General features: G+C 60.4%; 13 protein-coding genes and 1 tRNA gene. 6 read left to right on the forward strand and 8 right to left on the reverse strand.

All coding sequences use genetic code 11. From position 1 onward, the window contains the following. Positions 1-48: 48 nt before the first annotated feature. The 6 genes from cyoE to BMZ43_RS20155 all read right to left on the reverse strand — a co-directional run bounded on the left by cyoE (position 49) and on the right by BMZ43_RS20155 (position 5,302). Complete coding sequence (gene cyoE / locus BMZ43_RS20130; protein ID WP_218189462.1) at positions 49-936, reverse strand: heme o synthase; 888 nt, start codon at positions 934-936, stop codon at positions 49-51. Positions 937-947: 11 nt separating this feature from the next. Beyond that, positions 948-1,286 carry a cytochrome o ubiquinol oxidase subunit IV gene (gene cyoD, locus BMZ43_RS20135; protein ID WP_026083817.1) on the reverse strand — a complete coding sequence of 113 codons (339 nt, stop codon included), beginning with the start codon at positions 1,284-1,286 and terminating at the stop codon, positions 948-950. Then, positions 1,286-1,900: a cytochrome o ubiquinol oxidase subunit III gene (locus tag BMZ43_RS20140; protein ID WP_064307850.1), complete on the reverse strand. Its 615-nt coding sequence runs from the start codon at positions 1,898-1,900 to the stop codon at positions 1,286-1,288. The genes cyoD and BMZ43_RS20140 overlap by 1 nt, the downstream gene beginning before the upstream one ends. A 3-nt stretch (positions 1,901-1,903) precedes the next feature. Continuing rightward, positions 1,904-3,892: a cytochrome o ubiquinol oxidase subunit I gene (cyoB, locus tag BMZ43_RS20145; protein WP_017640825.1), complete on the reverse strand. Its 1,989-nt coding sequence runs from the start codon at positions 3,890-3,892 to the stop codon at positions 1,904-1,906. 3 nt (positions 3,893-3,895) lie between these two features. Beyond that, on the reverse strand, positions 3,896-4,819 hold the full coding sequence (cyoA, locus tag BMZ43_RS20150; protein WP_017640824.1) for a ubiquinol oxidase subunit II: 924 nt from the start codon (positions 4,817-4,819) through the stop codon (positions 3,896-3,898). Between the two features lie 407 nt (positions 4,820-5,226). After that, positions 5,227-5,302 (reverse strand) — tRNA-Thr (locus tag BMZ43_RS20155). Between the two features lie 290 nt (positions 5,303-5,592). On the opposite strand from BMZ43_RS20155, the gene BMZ43_RS20160 reads away from it, so the two are divergent. Next, positions 5,593-6,591, forward strand: a complete 999-nt coding sequence (locus BMZ43_RS20160; protein ID WP_093256059.1) for an SDR family oxidoreductase — start codon at positions 5,593-5,595, stop codon at positions 6,589-6,591. A gap of 64 nt (positions 6,592-6,655) precedes the next feature. Here the strand turns inward: BMZ43_RS20160 and BMZ43_RS20165 are convergent, their stop codons facing one another. After that, on the reverse strand, positions 6,656-7,171 hold the full coding sequence (locus tag BMZ43_RS20165; protein WP_093256062.1) for a pilin: 516 nt from the start codon (positions 7,169-7,171) through the stop codon (positions 6,656-6,658). A 211-nt stretch (positions 7,172-7,382) separates the two neighbouring features. Between BMZ43_RS20165 and pilB the strand changes: the two genes are divergently transcribed. The 5 genes from pilB (at position 7,383) to yacG (ending at position 12,173) form a co-directional block, all read left to right on the forward strand. Continuing rightward, positions 7,383-9,077 (forward strand): type IV-A pilus assembly ATPase PilB, encoded by a 1,695-nt coding sequence (pilB, locus tag BMZ43_RS20170; RefSeq protein WP_093256064.1) that lies wholly within the window; start codon positions 7,383-7,385, stop codon positions 9,075-9,077. Between the two features lie 204 nt (positions 9,078-9,281). Continuing rightward, entirely contained in the window at positions 9,282-10,499 is a 1,218-nt protein-coding gene (locus BMZ43_RS20175; RefSeq protein ID WP_093256067.1) for a type II secretion system F family protein, read from the forward strand. Further along, positions 10,499-11,371 carry a prepilin peptidase gene (locus tag BMZ43_RS20180; RefSeq protein ID WP_093256070.1) on the forward strand — a complete coding sequence of 291 codons (873 nt, stop codon included), beginning with the start codon at positions 10,499-10,501 and terminating at the stop codon, positions 11,369-11,371. The genes BMZ43_RS20175 and BMZ43_RS20180 overlap by 1 nt, the downstream gene beginning before the upstream one ends. Further along, positions 11,368-11,979 (forward strand): dephospho-CoA kinase, encoded by a 612-nt coding sequence (coaE, locus tag BMZ43_RS20185; RefSeq protein ID WP_093256072.1) that lies wholly within the window; start codon positions 11,368-11,370, stop codon positions 11,977-11,979. The genes BMZ43_RS20180 and coaE overlap by 4 nt, the downstream gene beginning before the upstream one ends. Beyond that, positions 11,976-12,173 (forward strand): DNA gyrase inhibitor YacG, encoded by a 198-nt coding sequence (gene yacG / locus BMZ43_RS20190; protein WP_007160931.1) that lies wholly within the window; start codon positions 11,976-11,978, stop codon positions 12,171-12,173. The genes coaE and yacG overlap by 4 nt, the downstream gene beginning before the upstream one ends. An 8-nt stretch (positions 12,174-12,181) precedes the next feature. On the opposite strand, the gene BMZ43_RS20195 is transcribed toward yacG, so the two are convergent. After that, entirely contained in the window at positions 12,182-12,679 is a 498-nt protein-coding gene (locus BMZ43_RS20195; RefSeq protein ID WP_068383484.1) for a hypothetical protein, read from the reverse strand. Between the last annotated feature and the right edge of the window lie 159 nt (positions 12,680-12,838).

A 12,838-nucleotide genomic window follows, 5' to 3' on the forward strand; every position in this document is an offset into this window, starting at 1 on the left:
ATGAAAAAGCCCGGCACTAGGCCGGGCTTTTTCATGGAACGGTGCGTCTCAACGCGCGTAGGTCAGCAGCACGTCGCCCGGGATCTGGAAGTCCACCGACATCATCACGCTCAGGGCGGTGATGGCGATGATGGAGAACCCAAACAGCTTGCGTGCCCACTGCACGTCGTTCTCGGCCTGATAGCCCATGAAGGCCAGGCGCAGCCACCAGGCACCGATCACGGCAGCCACTGCCAGGTAGACGTAGCCGGCGTAGCCGAGCACGGTCAGCAGCAGGGTGGCGGCCAGGAAGGCTACGGTGTACCAGACGATGTGACGCTTGGTCACCGAGATACCCTTGGCCACCGGCAGTACCGGAATCGAGGCCGCGGTGTAGTCCTTGAGACGGAAGATGGCGATAGCGTAGGAGTGTGGCATCTGCCAGAGGCAGAAGATCAGCAGCAGCACCGCGGCGCCGCTGTCGAACTGGCCGCTGGCGGCGCAGTAGCCGATCACCGGCGGAGCGGCACCGGACAGGCTGCCGACCAGGGTACCGTGGACCGAGGCGCGCTTGAGCCAGAGGCTGTAAAGCCCCACGTATACCACGAAACCCATCACCGCGAAGGCGGTGGCGACCAGATTGGTCGCCACGTACAGCAGCCCCACCCCGGCCAGGCCGAGGAGGGTGGCATAGGCCAGCGCCACCTTCGAGGAGATCGTGCCCTGTACCAGGGCACGATTGCGGGTTCTTTCCATCTTCTGATCGATGTCCATATCGATCACGTTGTTGAACACACAGCCGGAAGCAATGACCAACGACACCCCGATAGCCGTCGCCAGCAGCAACAGCGGGTCGATGCTCCCTTTGGAAGCCAGGAAGAACCCGCCGGCAACCGAGATCAGGTTGCCGAAGATGATGCCCGGCTTGGTCACGAGAAGGTACTTCTTGATCATCACGTCGGCCCGGTTCAGTGGATCATCATGTTGTGGTGCATGTGGTACATGATCCACAGGGATCCCACGACCAAGATACCGACGATGACCACGGTGAAACCAAAGGAGATCACGTTCCAACGCTGCTCTTCGGAGGTGTTCAGGTGCAGGAAGAAGTACAGGTGCACCAGCAGCTGTATCACCGCCATGATCACCACGATCGCCAGGGTCGCGCCCTTGGAGAAGGTGGGGAACATCACCAGGCCGAAGGGAATGACCGTCAGGATGACCGACAGGATGAAGCCGACCATGTAGCTCTTGAAAGTGCCATGGCTCTCGGCGGTATGCCCGTGGGCATTATGATCGTGCGCCATTACAGAACCCCCATCAGGTAGACGATGGTGAAGACGAAGATCCAGATGATGTCCAGGAAGTGCCAGAACAGGCTCAGGCACGACAGGCGGGTCACGTTGGTGGTGGTCAGACCCTTGGAAGAGATCTGCAGCATCAACACGATCATCCAGATCAGACCCGAGCTCACGTGCAGACCATGGGTGCCGACCAGCGCGAAGAACGACGACAGGAAGGCACTGCGATCCGGGCCCCAGCCCTCGTGGATCAGGTGGTTGAACTCATAGAGCTCCATGCCGATGAAGCCGGCACCGAACAGCCAGGTGACCGCCAGCCACCCCAGGACGCCGCCCTTGCTGCCCTTGTGCTGGGCGATCATGGCGAAACCGTAGGTGATACTGGAGAACAGCAGCAGGAAGGTTTCGACCAGCACGAACGGCAGTTGCACGATGTCGTGATGGGTCGGGCCGCCTGCATAGGCGTTGCTCAGCACTGCATAGGTCGCGAACAGGGTTCCGAACAGGATGCAGTCGGTCATCAGGTAGGACCAGAAACCGAAAGTGGTCAAGGATCCCGCGTCGTGGTGCCCATGCTCCTCGGCATGGGCGACTTCGTTATGCATAACTTGATTCGCCATTGGTTAGGCCTGCTTCAATTTCGCCAGGGACTGAATGCGTGCGTTTTCAATGCGCGCCACTTCTTCCGCCGGTACGTAGTAGTCGGTGTCTTCGTCGTAGCTACGGATAACGAAGGCGACGATCGAACCCACGAAGCTAGCGATGGCCAGCCACCAGATGTGCCAGATCAGAGCGAAGCCAAGCGCCAGGGCGAACAGGCTGATCACGATGCCAGCAGCGGTATTGCGCGGCATGTGGATCTGCTTGTAGTCCGCATCCTTCTTCTCGGTGATGCCTTTTTCCTTCATGCCCCAGTAGGCGTCGATGTCGTGTACTTCCGGCACTTCGGCGAAGTTGTAGAAGGGCGGCGGCGAGGAGGTCGACCATTCCAGGGTACGGCCATCCCACGGATCGCCCGTCACGTCCACGTTCTCCGGCAGATTGCGATCGCGGATACTGACGTAGAACATCCACAGCTGGCTCAGGATGCCGAGGGCGATGATGCCGGCGCCGATGGCGGCGGTCACCAGGAAGGGGTGCCAGTCGGGGTTGTCGTAGTGGTTCAGACGACGGGTCATACCCATGAAGCCCAGCATGTACAGCGGCATGAAGGCGACATAGAAACCGATCAGCCAGCACCAGAAGGCCTGCTTGTTCAGCTTCTCGTTCAGCTTGAAGCCGAAGACCTTCGGGAACCAGTAGATCATGCCGGCGAAGTAACCGAACACGGCGCCGCCGATGATCACGTTGTGGAAGTGAGCGATCAGGAACAGGCTGTTGTGCAGCACGAAGTCGGCACCCGGTACCGCCAGCAGCACGCCGGTCATGCCGCCGATGCTGAAGGTCACGATGAAGCCCAGGGTCCAGAGCATCGGCGAGGTGAACTGGATGCGGCCCTGATACATGGTGAACAGCCAGGTGAAGATCTTCACCCCTGTCGGGATCGCAATGATCATGGTCGCGATGCCGAAGAAGGCGTTGACGTTAGCGCCCGAGCCCATGGTGAAGAAGTGGTGCAGCCAGACGATGAAGGACAGCACGGTAATGGCTACCGTGGCCCAGACCATCGACACGTAGCCGAACAGACGCTTCTTGCTGAAGGTGGAGGTCACTTCCGAGAACACACCGAAGGCCGGCAGGATCAGGATGTATACCTCGGGGTGGCCCCAGGCCCAGATCAGGTTGGTGTACATCATCTGGTTGCCGCCAGCTTCCGCGGTGAAGAAGTGGAAGCCCAGGTAACGGTCCAGGGTCAGCAGTGCCAGGGTCACGGTCAGGATCGGGAAGGCCGCCATGATCAGGATGGCCGTACACCAGGAGGTCCAGGTGAAGATCGGCATGCGCATCAGGGTCATGCCCTTGGTGCGCATCTTCAGCACGGTCACGAAGAAGTTGACGCCGGTCAGGGTCGTACCGATACCGGAGAGCTGAAGCGCCCAGATGTAGTAGTCCATCCCTACACCTGGACTGTACTGGATGCCTGACAGCGGCGGATAGGCCACCCAGCCGGTCGCGGCGAACTCGCCCACGAACAGCGACATCATGATCAGCACGGCGCCGGCCACGAACAGCCAGAAGCTCAGCGAGTTCAGGAAGGGGAAGGCCACGTCGCGGGCACCGATCTGCAGCGGTGTCACCACGTTCATCAGGCCGGCCACGAAAGGCATCGCCACGAAGAAGATCATGATCACGCCGTGGGCGGTGAAGATCTGGTCGTAGTGATGGGGTGGCAGGTAGCCCTCGGCGCCGCCGGAGGCGATGGCCTGCTGGCTACGCATCAGGATGGCATCGGAGAAGCCACGGAGCAGCATGATCAGAGCGACGATGAAGTACATCACGCCGATCTTCTTGTGGTCGACGGTGGTCAGCCACTCTTTCCAGAGGTAGCCCCACTTGCCGAAGTAGCTGAGTGCCCCGATGAGCGCCAGGCCACCCAGGGCGACCACGACGAACGTCACGAGAATGATCGGCTCGTGATACGGAATATCCGCGAGAGTTAATTTACCGAACATGACTTATTCCTCGGTACCGTGTTGACCGCCGTGCTGGCTCATGTCCATCACGTGATCGGTCTGCTTGCTGAAGTCGGACTTCATGAACTTCTTGATGACCGTTCTGAACAGATCCGGCTCGACCGTCGAGTAGTAGGCGACCGGCTGCTTCTCGCTGGGCTTGGCCAGCTCGGTGTAGCTCGCCTGGTCCAGGGTCTTGCCACCCGACTGCTTGACCTTGTTGACCCAGGCGTCGAAATCACCGGCGGTGGGTACCGCGTGTACGGCGAAGATCATGTCGGAGAAGCCGGCGCCGCTGTAGTTGGCCGAGCGACCTTCGAATTCGCCGGGATGATCGGCGATCAGGTGCAACTGGCTCTGCATGCCGGACATGGCATAGATCATGCCGCCCAGGGCCGGGATGGACAGGGTGTTCATGACCGACTCGGAGGTGATCTTGAACTGCACCGGACGATTGACCGGGATGGCGATCTCGTTCACCGAGGCGATGCCCTGCTCGGGATAGATGAACAGCCATTTCCAGTCCATCGAGACCGCTTCGATCACCAGCGGCTGCTCGGGATGATCCAGCGGTTTGAAGGGATCCAACTCGTGGGAGGTCTTCCAGTTCAGGATGCTCAGGAACACCACGATGGCCAGGGGGACCAGCCAGACCACGGCTTCGATCTTGTAGGAGTGAGCCCAGTTCGGGGTGTACTTGGCGTCCTTGTTGGTCGCGCGGTACTTCCAGGCGAACAGGAAGGTCATCACGATGACCGGGATCACCACGATCAGCATGAGGCCGAACGCTGTGTAGATGAGGTTGCGTTCTTGCACGCCGATGGAGCCTTTCGGATCCAGCAGCACGGCGTCGCACCCGCTGAGCAGCAGCGCGGCGGCACCGGCCAGAAGCCAACCGGTTGGTTTTAGATACTTCGTTAGTTTCATCTCACGACCTCAGTAGAGCGGCTCATCGTGGTTATTCTCTCAACGTGCCTGTCGCCAGCCTCATGCTCCGCAACGGACAGGCATCCGTGCGGCAGGCTGATGGATTGCAGAAATTGCGGGATTTCGCAGCGCGGTATGGTGCCACAGAGGGGCTGGATATTCGACCCTTTGGTCAGCCGCTGTTCAGGTGTTGTCGGTCGTCGAGAAAGCCGAAAACAGGCGGGGTAAGGCACTGTCATGCGCTGGGTAAGAGTAGTCGAGGGTTGCGGAGTCGCCAGTTCTCGGAGCAGGTAACGGGCTGCTCGAAGGCAGGGGGAGCGACTGGCAAGCGACCCAGGAAGGCGCGGCCCAAGGCGGCTAAGGCCTTGAAGGCTTTGGAAAGATGAGGAGAGGACGACGCGGAAGGATGGTGCCGGAGATAGGAGTCGAACCTACGACCTTCGCATTACGAATGCGCTGCTCTACCAACTGAGCTACACCGGCACGAAGCTTTCAATGATAAGTCTTCGCTTATCTGCTGTGCAAGCCTGGTCGCTGCCCCTGTGCGACGGCCTGTGGCGATGTGTCGCACTGCTGCCTGCTGCGAATTTTTGGGTTCGCCAACGCCTCTCGGGCTGACGATATTGGTTGAGAAGGAGGTCAGTGGTCAGGGTATGGCTCATTCAGGAAACCTTTACTGGAGTCGTCCTACCTAATCCTTCGCGGATCCAGCCTTGCCGCAGCTTCGCCCCACCCATACTGCAAGCTGATAGCTGCTCATGCGGAGAGCCACGATGACCGATTACTCCCTCACCCGTCGTAATGTCCTCGTCGGCTCCGCCGTGGGGCTAGCCGCTGCGGCTTCAGGCGCTGCCGTTGCTCAGGAAGGCAGCAGCACGACCCGTCCCGCCAAGCCGCTACAGGACCCGCGGACCAAGTACACCCGCGAGCCCTTCAAGGAGCAGCGCCAGGAATGGCCGGCTTTGACCAGCAAGATGGAACCGCGTCCCGACCATGGTGAGACCAGCTATCACGGCTCGGGTCGCCTGGCCGGGCGCAAGGCGCTCATCACCGGCGGCGACAGCGGTATCGGTCGCGCCGTGGCCATCGCCTTCGCTCGCGAGGGGGCGGATGTGGCCATCAACTATCACCCCTCCGAAGAATCCGACGCCCAGGAAGTGGTCAAGCTGATCCAGGAGGCCGGGCGCAAGGCCATCACCCTGCCGGCCGATATCCGTACCCAGGAGGCTTGCGAAGAGGTCGTCAGCAAGGCCATCCAGCAACTCGGTGGCCTGGATATCCTGGTGAACAACGCGGCTTACCAGCAGAGCAAGGCCGACATCCTCGAAATCACCGACGAGCAATTCGACCGGACCTTCAAGACCAACGTCTATCACGTCTTCCGCTTCAGCAAGGCCGCCATCCCACACCTGCCGCCGGGCGCCAGCATCATCAATACCGTCTCGGTGAATTCCTACGATCCTGGTGAAGAGCTGATCGATTACGCCTCGACTAAAGCCGCCATCCTCAATCTCACCAAGGGCATGGCCAAGCAACTGGCCAAGAGGGGCATCCGCGTCAACGCCGTGGCACCGGGTCCGGTATGGACGCCGCTACAGGTAGCAGGTGGGCAATTGGAAGGGCAGATGAAGGAGTTTGGCCAGGACACGCCGCTCGGTCGGGCAGGGCAGCCGGCAGAGTTGGCGGGGCTTTATGTGGCGTTGGCGGAGGAAGATGCGAGTTTTAGTACGGGGACTGTGGTGGGGGCGTTTGGGGGGAAGGGGATGCCCTGATATGAATTGATCGCCTTCAATTAAATAAAAACGCCCCGTTAAGGGCGTTATTTACACATCTGTATTAAGTTTTGGGGCAGCCAGTAGGGGCAAACTTGCCATCTACGTTTGTACCGCAGGTCCATCCACCAGTTGTGCTGCGAGTCCAAGTGATGGTTTTTCCAGAGATTGCAGCGGCTGCGCTGTTTCCAAAAGTCGCAGTGATGGTGGCTGCGCCTGTTGGAACGGCCGGTGTTCCAGTACCAGTGATGGCCACCTGCGGATAGCCAGTACCACTTGCAGGGTCAGGAGACGAACCTTGTTTAGCGCCGGAAGTTGTAGAAATCAAGTTGGATTGTGCTACACCAACAGCAGGATCGCATTTAGTGCTGTCAGAGGTTGCATCTCCAATCGTCCCTTTTCCACTATTAAGGCAATCTTCAACCAGCGTTTTCATCCCTCCGGTTTCAGCCATAACTCTAGAAACTTGCGAACGAGCTACATAGTTTTGGTACTGAGGAATTGCAATAGCCGCCAGAATGCCGATGATCGCTACCACGATCATCAATTCGATTAAGGTAAAGCCTTTTTGAGCTTTCATTCCAAATCTCCAAGGTTGGATCAGGCCAACGTGCCTGTCAGGGCTTAAGCATAGGCCGTGCCAAGGGAAAGTGGCGACTGCAGCACGGTTTCTTCGCGATGAGCGTCAACAAAGGACAGGTGATGACAAAAAATGTCAGCTGTCTGGCGCCATTTTGCGGGCGCGTTGGGGGGTGCTATAACGCCTGCTGTAACCATAGGTAGGAAAGACGATGAACGAGACGGTGTTGCTGTCGGGACTGGCACGCCAGTTGGTGGACGCCCAACTGTTGGCGGAGGCAGCGGCCCAGCAAGCGGTGGTCAAGGCCAAGCAAGCCAAGGTGCCGCTGGTGACCTATCTCGTTCAGCAGCGGCTGGTGCAAAGCCGGCCCCTGGCCGAGTTGGCGGCTCAGGAGTTCGGCGTACCTTTTCTTGATCTGGCGGCTATAGACAAGGAGCAGCTGCCCAAGGACATCGTTAACGAGAAGCTGATGCAGCAGCATCATTTCCTGCCTCTGAGCAAAAGGGGTAACAAGCTTTTCATCGCGCTTTCTGATCCAACCAACCAGCAGGCCATCAATGATGTGTCCTTTGGCAGCAAGCTCGCCGTTGAGGTGGTTCTGGTCGAGGATGACAAGCTGCACCAAGCCATCGAGCGGTACCTCGATACGGGAACCGGTGGGCTGGAGTTGTCCGATCTTGATCTCGATTTGGAAGCTGAGGGAGGCGAGCGAGCGCAAGAAGCGGTGGCTGGTACCGATGCTGACGATGCACCTGTGGTGAAATTCGTCAACAAGATGCTACTGGATGCCATCAAGAAAGGCTCTTCCGACCTGCACTTCGAGCCCTATGAAAAGATGTACCGGGTGCGCTTCCGCACTGACGGCGTCCTCCACGAGGCGGCGCGGCCGCCGGTACAACTGGTGTCACGGATCTCAGCGCGGCTCAAGGTGATGTCCAATATGGATATCTCCGAGCGGCGCAAACCCCAGGATGGCCGGGTCAAGCTGAAGGTATCCAAGACCAAGTCCATTGACTTCCGCGTCAACACCTTGCCCACCCTTTGGGGCGAGAAGATTGTGATGCGGATTCTGGATTCCTCCAGTGCCCAGATGGGGATCGATGCCCTGGGCTACGAGGATGTGCAGAAAGAGCTCTACCTGCAGGCGCTCAAGCAGCCACAGGGAATGATCCTGGTGACCGGGCCGACCGGTTCGGGCAAGACGGTCTCCCTCTATACCGGTCTCAATATCCTCAATACCGAAGACATCAATATTTCCACTGCCGAGGATCCGGTGGAAATCAACCTGGAAGGCATCAACCAGGTCAACGTCAATCCCCGTCAAGGACTCGACTTCTCCCAGGCGCTGCGGGCCTTCCTGCGTCAGGATCCCGACGTAATCATGGTCGGTGAGATTCGGGATCTGGAAACGGCGGAGATCGCCATCAAGGCAGCCCAGACCGGTCACATGGTGATGTCGACCCTCCACACCAACAGCGCGGCGGAAACCTTGACGCGTCTGCGGAACATGGGGGTGCCCGCCTTCAACCTGGCAACCTCGGTCAACCTGATCATCGCCCAGCGGCTGGCGCGCAAGCTGTGCAACAAGTGCAAGCGAGTCCATGAAGTGCCGCGTGAGGCTCTCTTGGCCGAAGGATTTCGCGAGGAAGAGATTGGTAGCTTTACTCTCTACCAACCCATTGGCTGCGAGGACTGCAATGCCGGTTATCGCGGACGCGTGGGTATCTATGAGGTAGTGAAGGTCACTCCGGCGCTGCAGCAGATGATCATGGAGGAGGGCAACTCCATCGAGATCGCGGCGCGGATGCGCAAAGAGGGCTTCAACGATCTGCGGCGGTCGGGGCTGGTGAAGGCGATGCAGGGGATTACCAGTCTGGAAGAGATCAATCGGGTGACCAAGGACTAATGGCTTTCCCTCACCCTAGCCCTCTCCCAGAGGGAGAGGGGACTTGATCAGAGCGGCGGTTGTTGATCGCACATAAGGCCTCAGCATCACAGGGCAACTCCGGCATATGGCGCGATGCTTGCCTCTAAAGCCGCAACCCGCTCTGCATAGAGCATTCTTTTGACGGGCCCGTCTCGACGGGCCGAGTCTTTGTGAGTCGAGGCCATGGCCGATAAAGCTATCAAGATGGGCAGCTTCACCTGGGAGGGAACCGATCGCAAAGGGACCAAGGTGAAGGGCGAGATGACGGGCCTAAATCCTGCGCTGATCAAGGCGCAGTTGCGCAAGCAGGGGATCAACCCGACCCGGGTGCGCAAGAAGTCGGTGTCGCTGTTCGGCAAGGGCAAGAAGATCAAGCCCATGGATATCGCCCTGTTCACCCGGCAGCTGGCGACCATGATGAGCGCAGGTGTGCCCCTGCTGCAGGCCTTCGACATCATTGGCGAAGGCTTCGACAATCCCAACATGCGCAAGATGGTCGACGACATCAAGCAGGATGTCGCCGCGGGTAACAGCCTGGCCAATTCCCTGCGCAAGCAGCCTCAATACTTCGACGATCTCTATTGCAACCTGGTAGACGCTGGCGAGCAATCCGGTGCCCTGGAGACCTTGCTGGATCGAGTGGCCACCTACAAGGAAAAGACCGAGGCGCTGAAAAAGAAGATCAAGAAGGCCATGACCTATCCGGCGGCAGTAGTGGTAGTCGCGGTGATCGTCTCGGCTATTCTGTTGATCAAGGTAGTACCTCAATTCCAGTCGGTGTTCGAGGGTTTCGGTGCTCAGTTGCCGGCGTTCACACTCATGGTCATCGCCATTTCCGAGGTACTGCAGGAGTGGTGGTTGCTGGTACTGGGCGGGCTCTTCGTATTGGCTTTCGTCCTGCGGCATTTCTATAAGAAATCGGAGAAGTTCCGCGACGCGGTCGACCGTGGACTGCTGAAAATCCCGTTGATCGGCTCCATTCTCTATAAATCGGCCATTGCCCGTTATGCCCGCACGCTGGCCACCACCTTTGCGGCCGGTGTGCCGCTGGTGGATGCTCTCGATTCGGTGGCGGGTGCGACCGGCAACGTGGTGTTCCGCAATGCCGTGGAGAAGATCAAGGGTGATGTCTCCACCGGTATGCAGCTCAACTTCTCCATGCGTACCACCGGGGTGTTCTCGTCCATGGCCATCCAGATGACGGCCATCGGCGAGGAGTCCGGTTCCTTGGACGAGATGCTGTCCAAGGTCGCGACCTTCTATGAAGACGAGGTCGACAACATGGTCGACAACCTCACCACCCTGATGGAGCCGATGATCATGGCGGTTCTGGGTGTTCTGGTGGGTGGTCTGATCATCGCCATGTATCTGCCTATCTTCCAGCTCGGCTCGGTGGTCTGATGGCGCTGCTGGAATTCCTGGCCGGCGCGCCGCTCGCTGCGGCGCTGTGCGCGCTGGTCCTGGGGCTGCTGGTGGGTAGCTTTCTCAATGTAGTGGTCTATCGGCTGCCGGTGATGCTGAGACGCGACTGGCAGGCGGAGGCGCGTGAGGTGCTGGAGCTGCCGGCCGAGCCGGAAGGGGCGCCTTTCAACCTGGCGCGGCCTGGTTCCCGTTGCCCCCATTGCCAGCGTGCCGTACGGCCCTGGGAAAATGTGCCAGTGTTGAGCTATCTGCTCTTGCGCGGTCGTTGCAAGGGCTGCCAGGCGACGATCAGCCTGCGCTATCCGCTGGTGGAGTTGGCCTGCGGACTGCTATCCGCCTGGGTGATCTGGCATCTAGGCGTCACCTGGCAGGGCGGGGCTTTCCTGCTGCTGACCTGGGGGCTGCTGGCGGCCAGTCTGATCGATGCCGATCATCAGCTGTTGCCGGACGTGATCGTCCTGCCGCTGTTGTGGCTGGGGTTGATCGCCAATCAGTTCGGGCTGTTCACCAACCTCGGCGATGCCGTCTGGGGGGCGGTGGCGGGCTATCTGAGTCTGTGGCTGGTATTCCAGCTGTTCCGTCTGATGACCGGCAAGGAGGGCATGGGCTATGGCGACTTCAAGTTGCTGGCGCTACTCGGTGCCTGGGGCGGTTGGCAGATTCTGCCGCTGACCATCCTGCTGTCGTCGCTGGTGGGCGCCATTCTGGGCGTCATCACCCTGCGGCTGCGGCGGGCGGAAACCAGTACGCCCTTGCCCTTCGGTCCCTATCTGGCCGTGGCGGGGTGGATTGCCTTGCTCTGGGGTGATCAAATAACCGGCCTGTACCTGAACTTCGCCGGATTCCGATGACTTCTGCCTGGACCCTCGGCCTGACTGGGGGCATCGGCAGTGGCAAGAGCGCCGCTGCCGAGCATTTCGCCCGTCTGGGCATCACCTGTGTCGACGCCGACCAGGCCGCCCGTTGGGTGGTGGAGCCGGGCCGACCGGCGCTGGCCGAGATCGCCGGGCATTTTTCGCCGGCTGTCTTGCAACCGGACGGCAGCCTGGACCGGGCGGCGCTGCGGGCGGCGATTTTTGCCGATCCGGCCCAGCGGCGCTGGCTCGAAGCCCTGCTGCACCCCCTGATTCGCCAGGAAATCCTGGCGGCCCTGGCCCGGGCCGCGTCGCCCTATGCCATCCTGGTGTCGCCGCTGCTGTTCGAATCCGGGCAACGGGCACTGGTCCGCCGCGGGTTGGTGATAGACGCGCCGGAAGCGCTCCAGCTTGAGCGAGCCATGCGCCGTGACGGGGTGGACGAGGCTCAGGTACGAGCCATCCTGGCGGCCCAGCTGTCGCGTACCGAGCGGCTGGCCAAGGCGGATGACGTCATCTGCAACGATGGCGATCTCGCCACGCTCCACACCGAGGTGGAGCGCCTGCATTCCTTTTATCTGACCCTTGACGGAGGCCAAGCATGAGCACTCTCACCGTGGACTGCCCCACCTGCGGCGCACCCGTGGAATGGAGCGAAAAGAGCGCCAATCGGCCCTTCTGTTCCGACCGCTGCAAACTGATCGACCTGGGGGCCTGGGCGGCGGAAGAGCACGCCATTCCCGGCAACGAGCTGGAAGACGATCTCTATTCCGAAGACCTCAATCGGCGCGGCCACTAGGTCGTGCGCTACAGCCGTTGCGACCAAGCCTTGGCAGTCGCCAGAGCGGCCTGGCGCAGCTTGGCCGCCAGTTCGGGTTTCTCGTATTCCAGCGGACTCGACGCCGTCACCGTATGGATGCGGTCGCGCTTGATAAAGAACACCTGGGTGCCCAGCAAGGGCTTGCTGCAGGCACTGGCGCCTTCGCCGAGGCCGTCGATAGCCTTGCACTCCAGTTGCTCGCTGAGCGATTGCACCTGTCGCCGCAGCTTGGGCAGCGCCCTGCCACCGTTCTCGTAGCCCGCCGACAGGCCCAGCAGATAGTTGGCCGGCTGGCCGGTGTCACGATCGGTGAAGGCGCAGCCGCCGGCGATCTGCCGGGCATAGGCCAGGGGCAGGCCGGAGGTCTGCTGGAGCAGCGGCAGTGGCAACTGGGCCTGCAGGCTGGCGCAGTCGACGGGTTCGCCGTTATCGGCATGGGCGAGGGCAGCGCCCAGGAGCAGGGGAAGGGCAACGAGGAAACGCATGAAAACATCCTGTCGATGGCCAGCGGCCGATAGAGGCCGAGTCTACCGGCTGGAGCCCCGTCTCAGGCGGGGAGACGGGAGCGGCTGTGCGCTGCGTCATGCGTCGGTCAGCACATTGCGGACTGGTATCCGGCGCGGGTGATCCTTACCCTGGCCGCA

The organism is Pseudomonas sp. Snoq117.2, from assembly GCF_900110545.1.
Classification (GTDB): Bacteria; Pseudomonadota; Gammaproteobacteria; order Pseudomonadales; family Pseudomonadaceae; genus Chryseomonas; species Chryseomonas benzopyrenica.

Excerpts from the sequence above, each read along its gene's own strand:
- BMZ43_RS20195 (WP_068383484.1), bottom strand. The coding sequence starts at position 12,679 with ATGCGTTTCCTCGTTGCCCTTCCCCTGCTCCTGGGCGCTGCCCTCGCC.
- coaE (WP_093256072.1), top strand. The coding sequence starts at position 11,368 with ATGACTTCTGCCTGGACCCTCGGCCTGACTGGGGGCATCGGCAGTGGC.
- BMZ43_RS20160 (WP_093256059.1), top strand. The coding sequence starts at position 5,593 with ATGACCGATTACTCCCTCACCCGTCGTAATGTCCTCGTCGGCTCCGCC.
- yacG (WP_007160931.1), top strand. The coding sequence starts at position 11,976 with ATGAGCACTCTCACCGTGGACTGCCCCACCTGCGGCGCACCCGTGGAA.
- BMZ43_RS20180 (WP_093256070.1), top strand. The coding sequence starts at position 10,499 with ATGGCGCTGCTGGAATTCCTGGCCGGCGCGCCGCTCGCTGCGGCGCTG.
- BMZ43_RS20175 (WP_093256067.1), top strand. The coding sequence starts at position 9,282 with ATGGCCGATAAAGCTATCAAGATGGGCAGCTTCACCTGGGAGGGAACC.
- pilB (WP_093256064.1), top strand. The coding sequence starts at position 7,383 with ATGAACGAGACGGTGTTGCTGTCGGGACTGGCACGCCAGTTGGTGGAC.
- cyoD (WP_026083817.1), bottom strand. The coding sequence starts at position 1,286 with ATGGCGCACGATCATAATGCCCACGGGCATACCGCCGAGAGCCATGGC.
- cyoA (WP_017640824.1), bottom strand. The coding sequence starts at position 4,819 with ATGAAACTAACGAAGTATCTAAAACCAACCGGTTGGCTTCTGGCCGGT.
- BMZ43_RS20165 (WP_093256062.1), bottom strand. The coding sequence starts at position 7,171 with ATGAAAGCTCAAAAAGGCTTTACCTTAATCGAATTGATGATCGTGGTA.
- BMZ43_RS20140 (WP_064307850.1), bottom strand. The coding sequence starts at position 1,900 with ATGGCGAATCAAGTTATGCATAACGAAGTCGCCCATGCCGAGGAGCAT.
- cyoB (WP_017640825.1), bottom strand. The coding sequence starts at position 3,892 with ATGTTCGGTAAATTAACTCTCGCGGATATTCCGTATCACGAGCCGATC.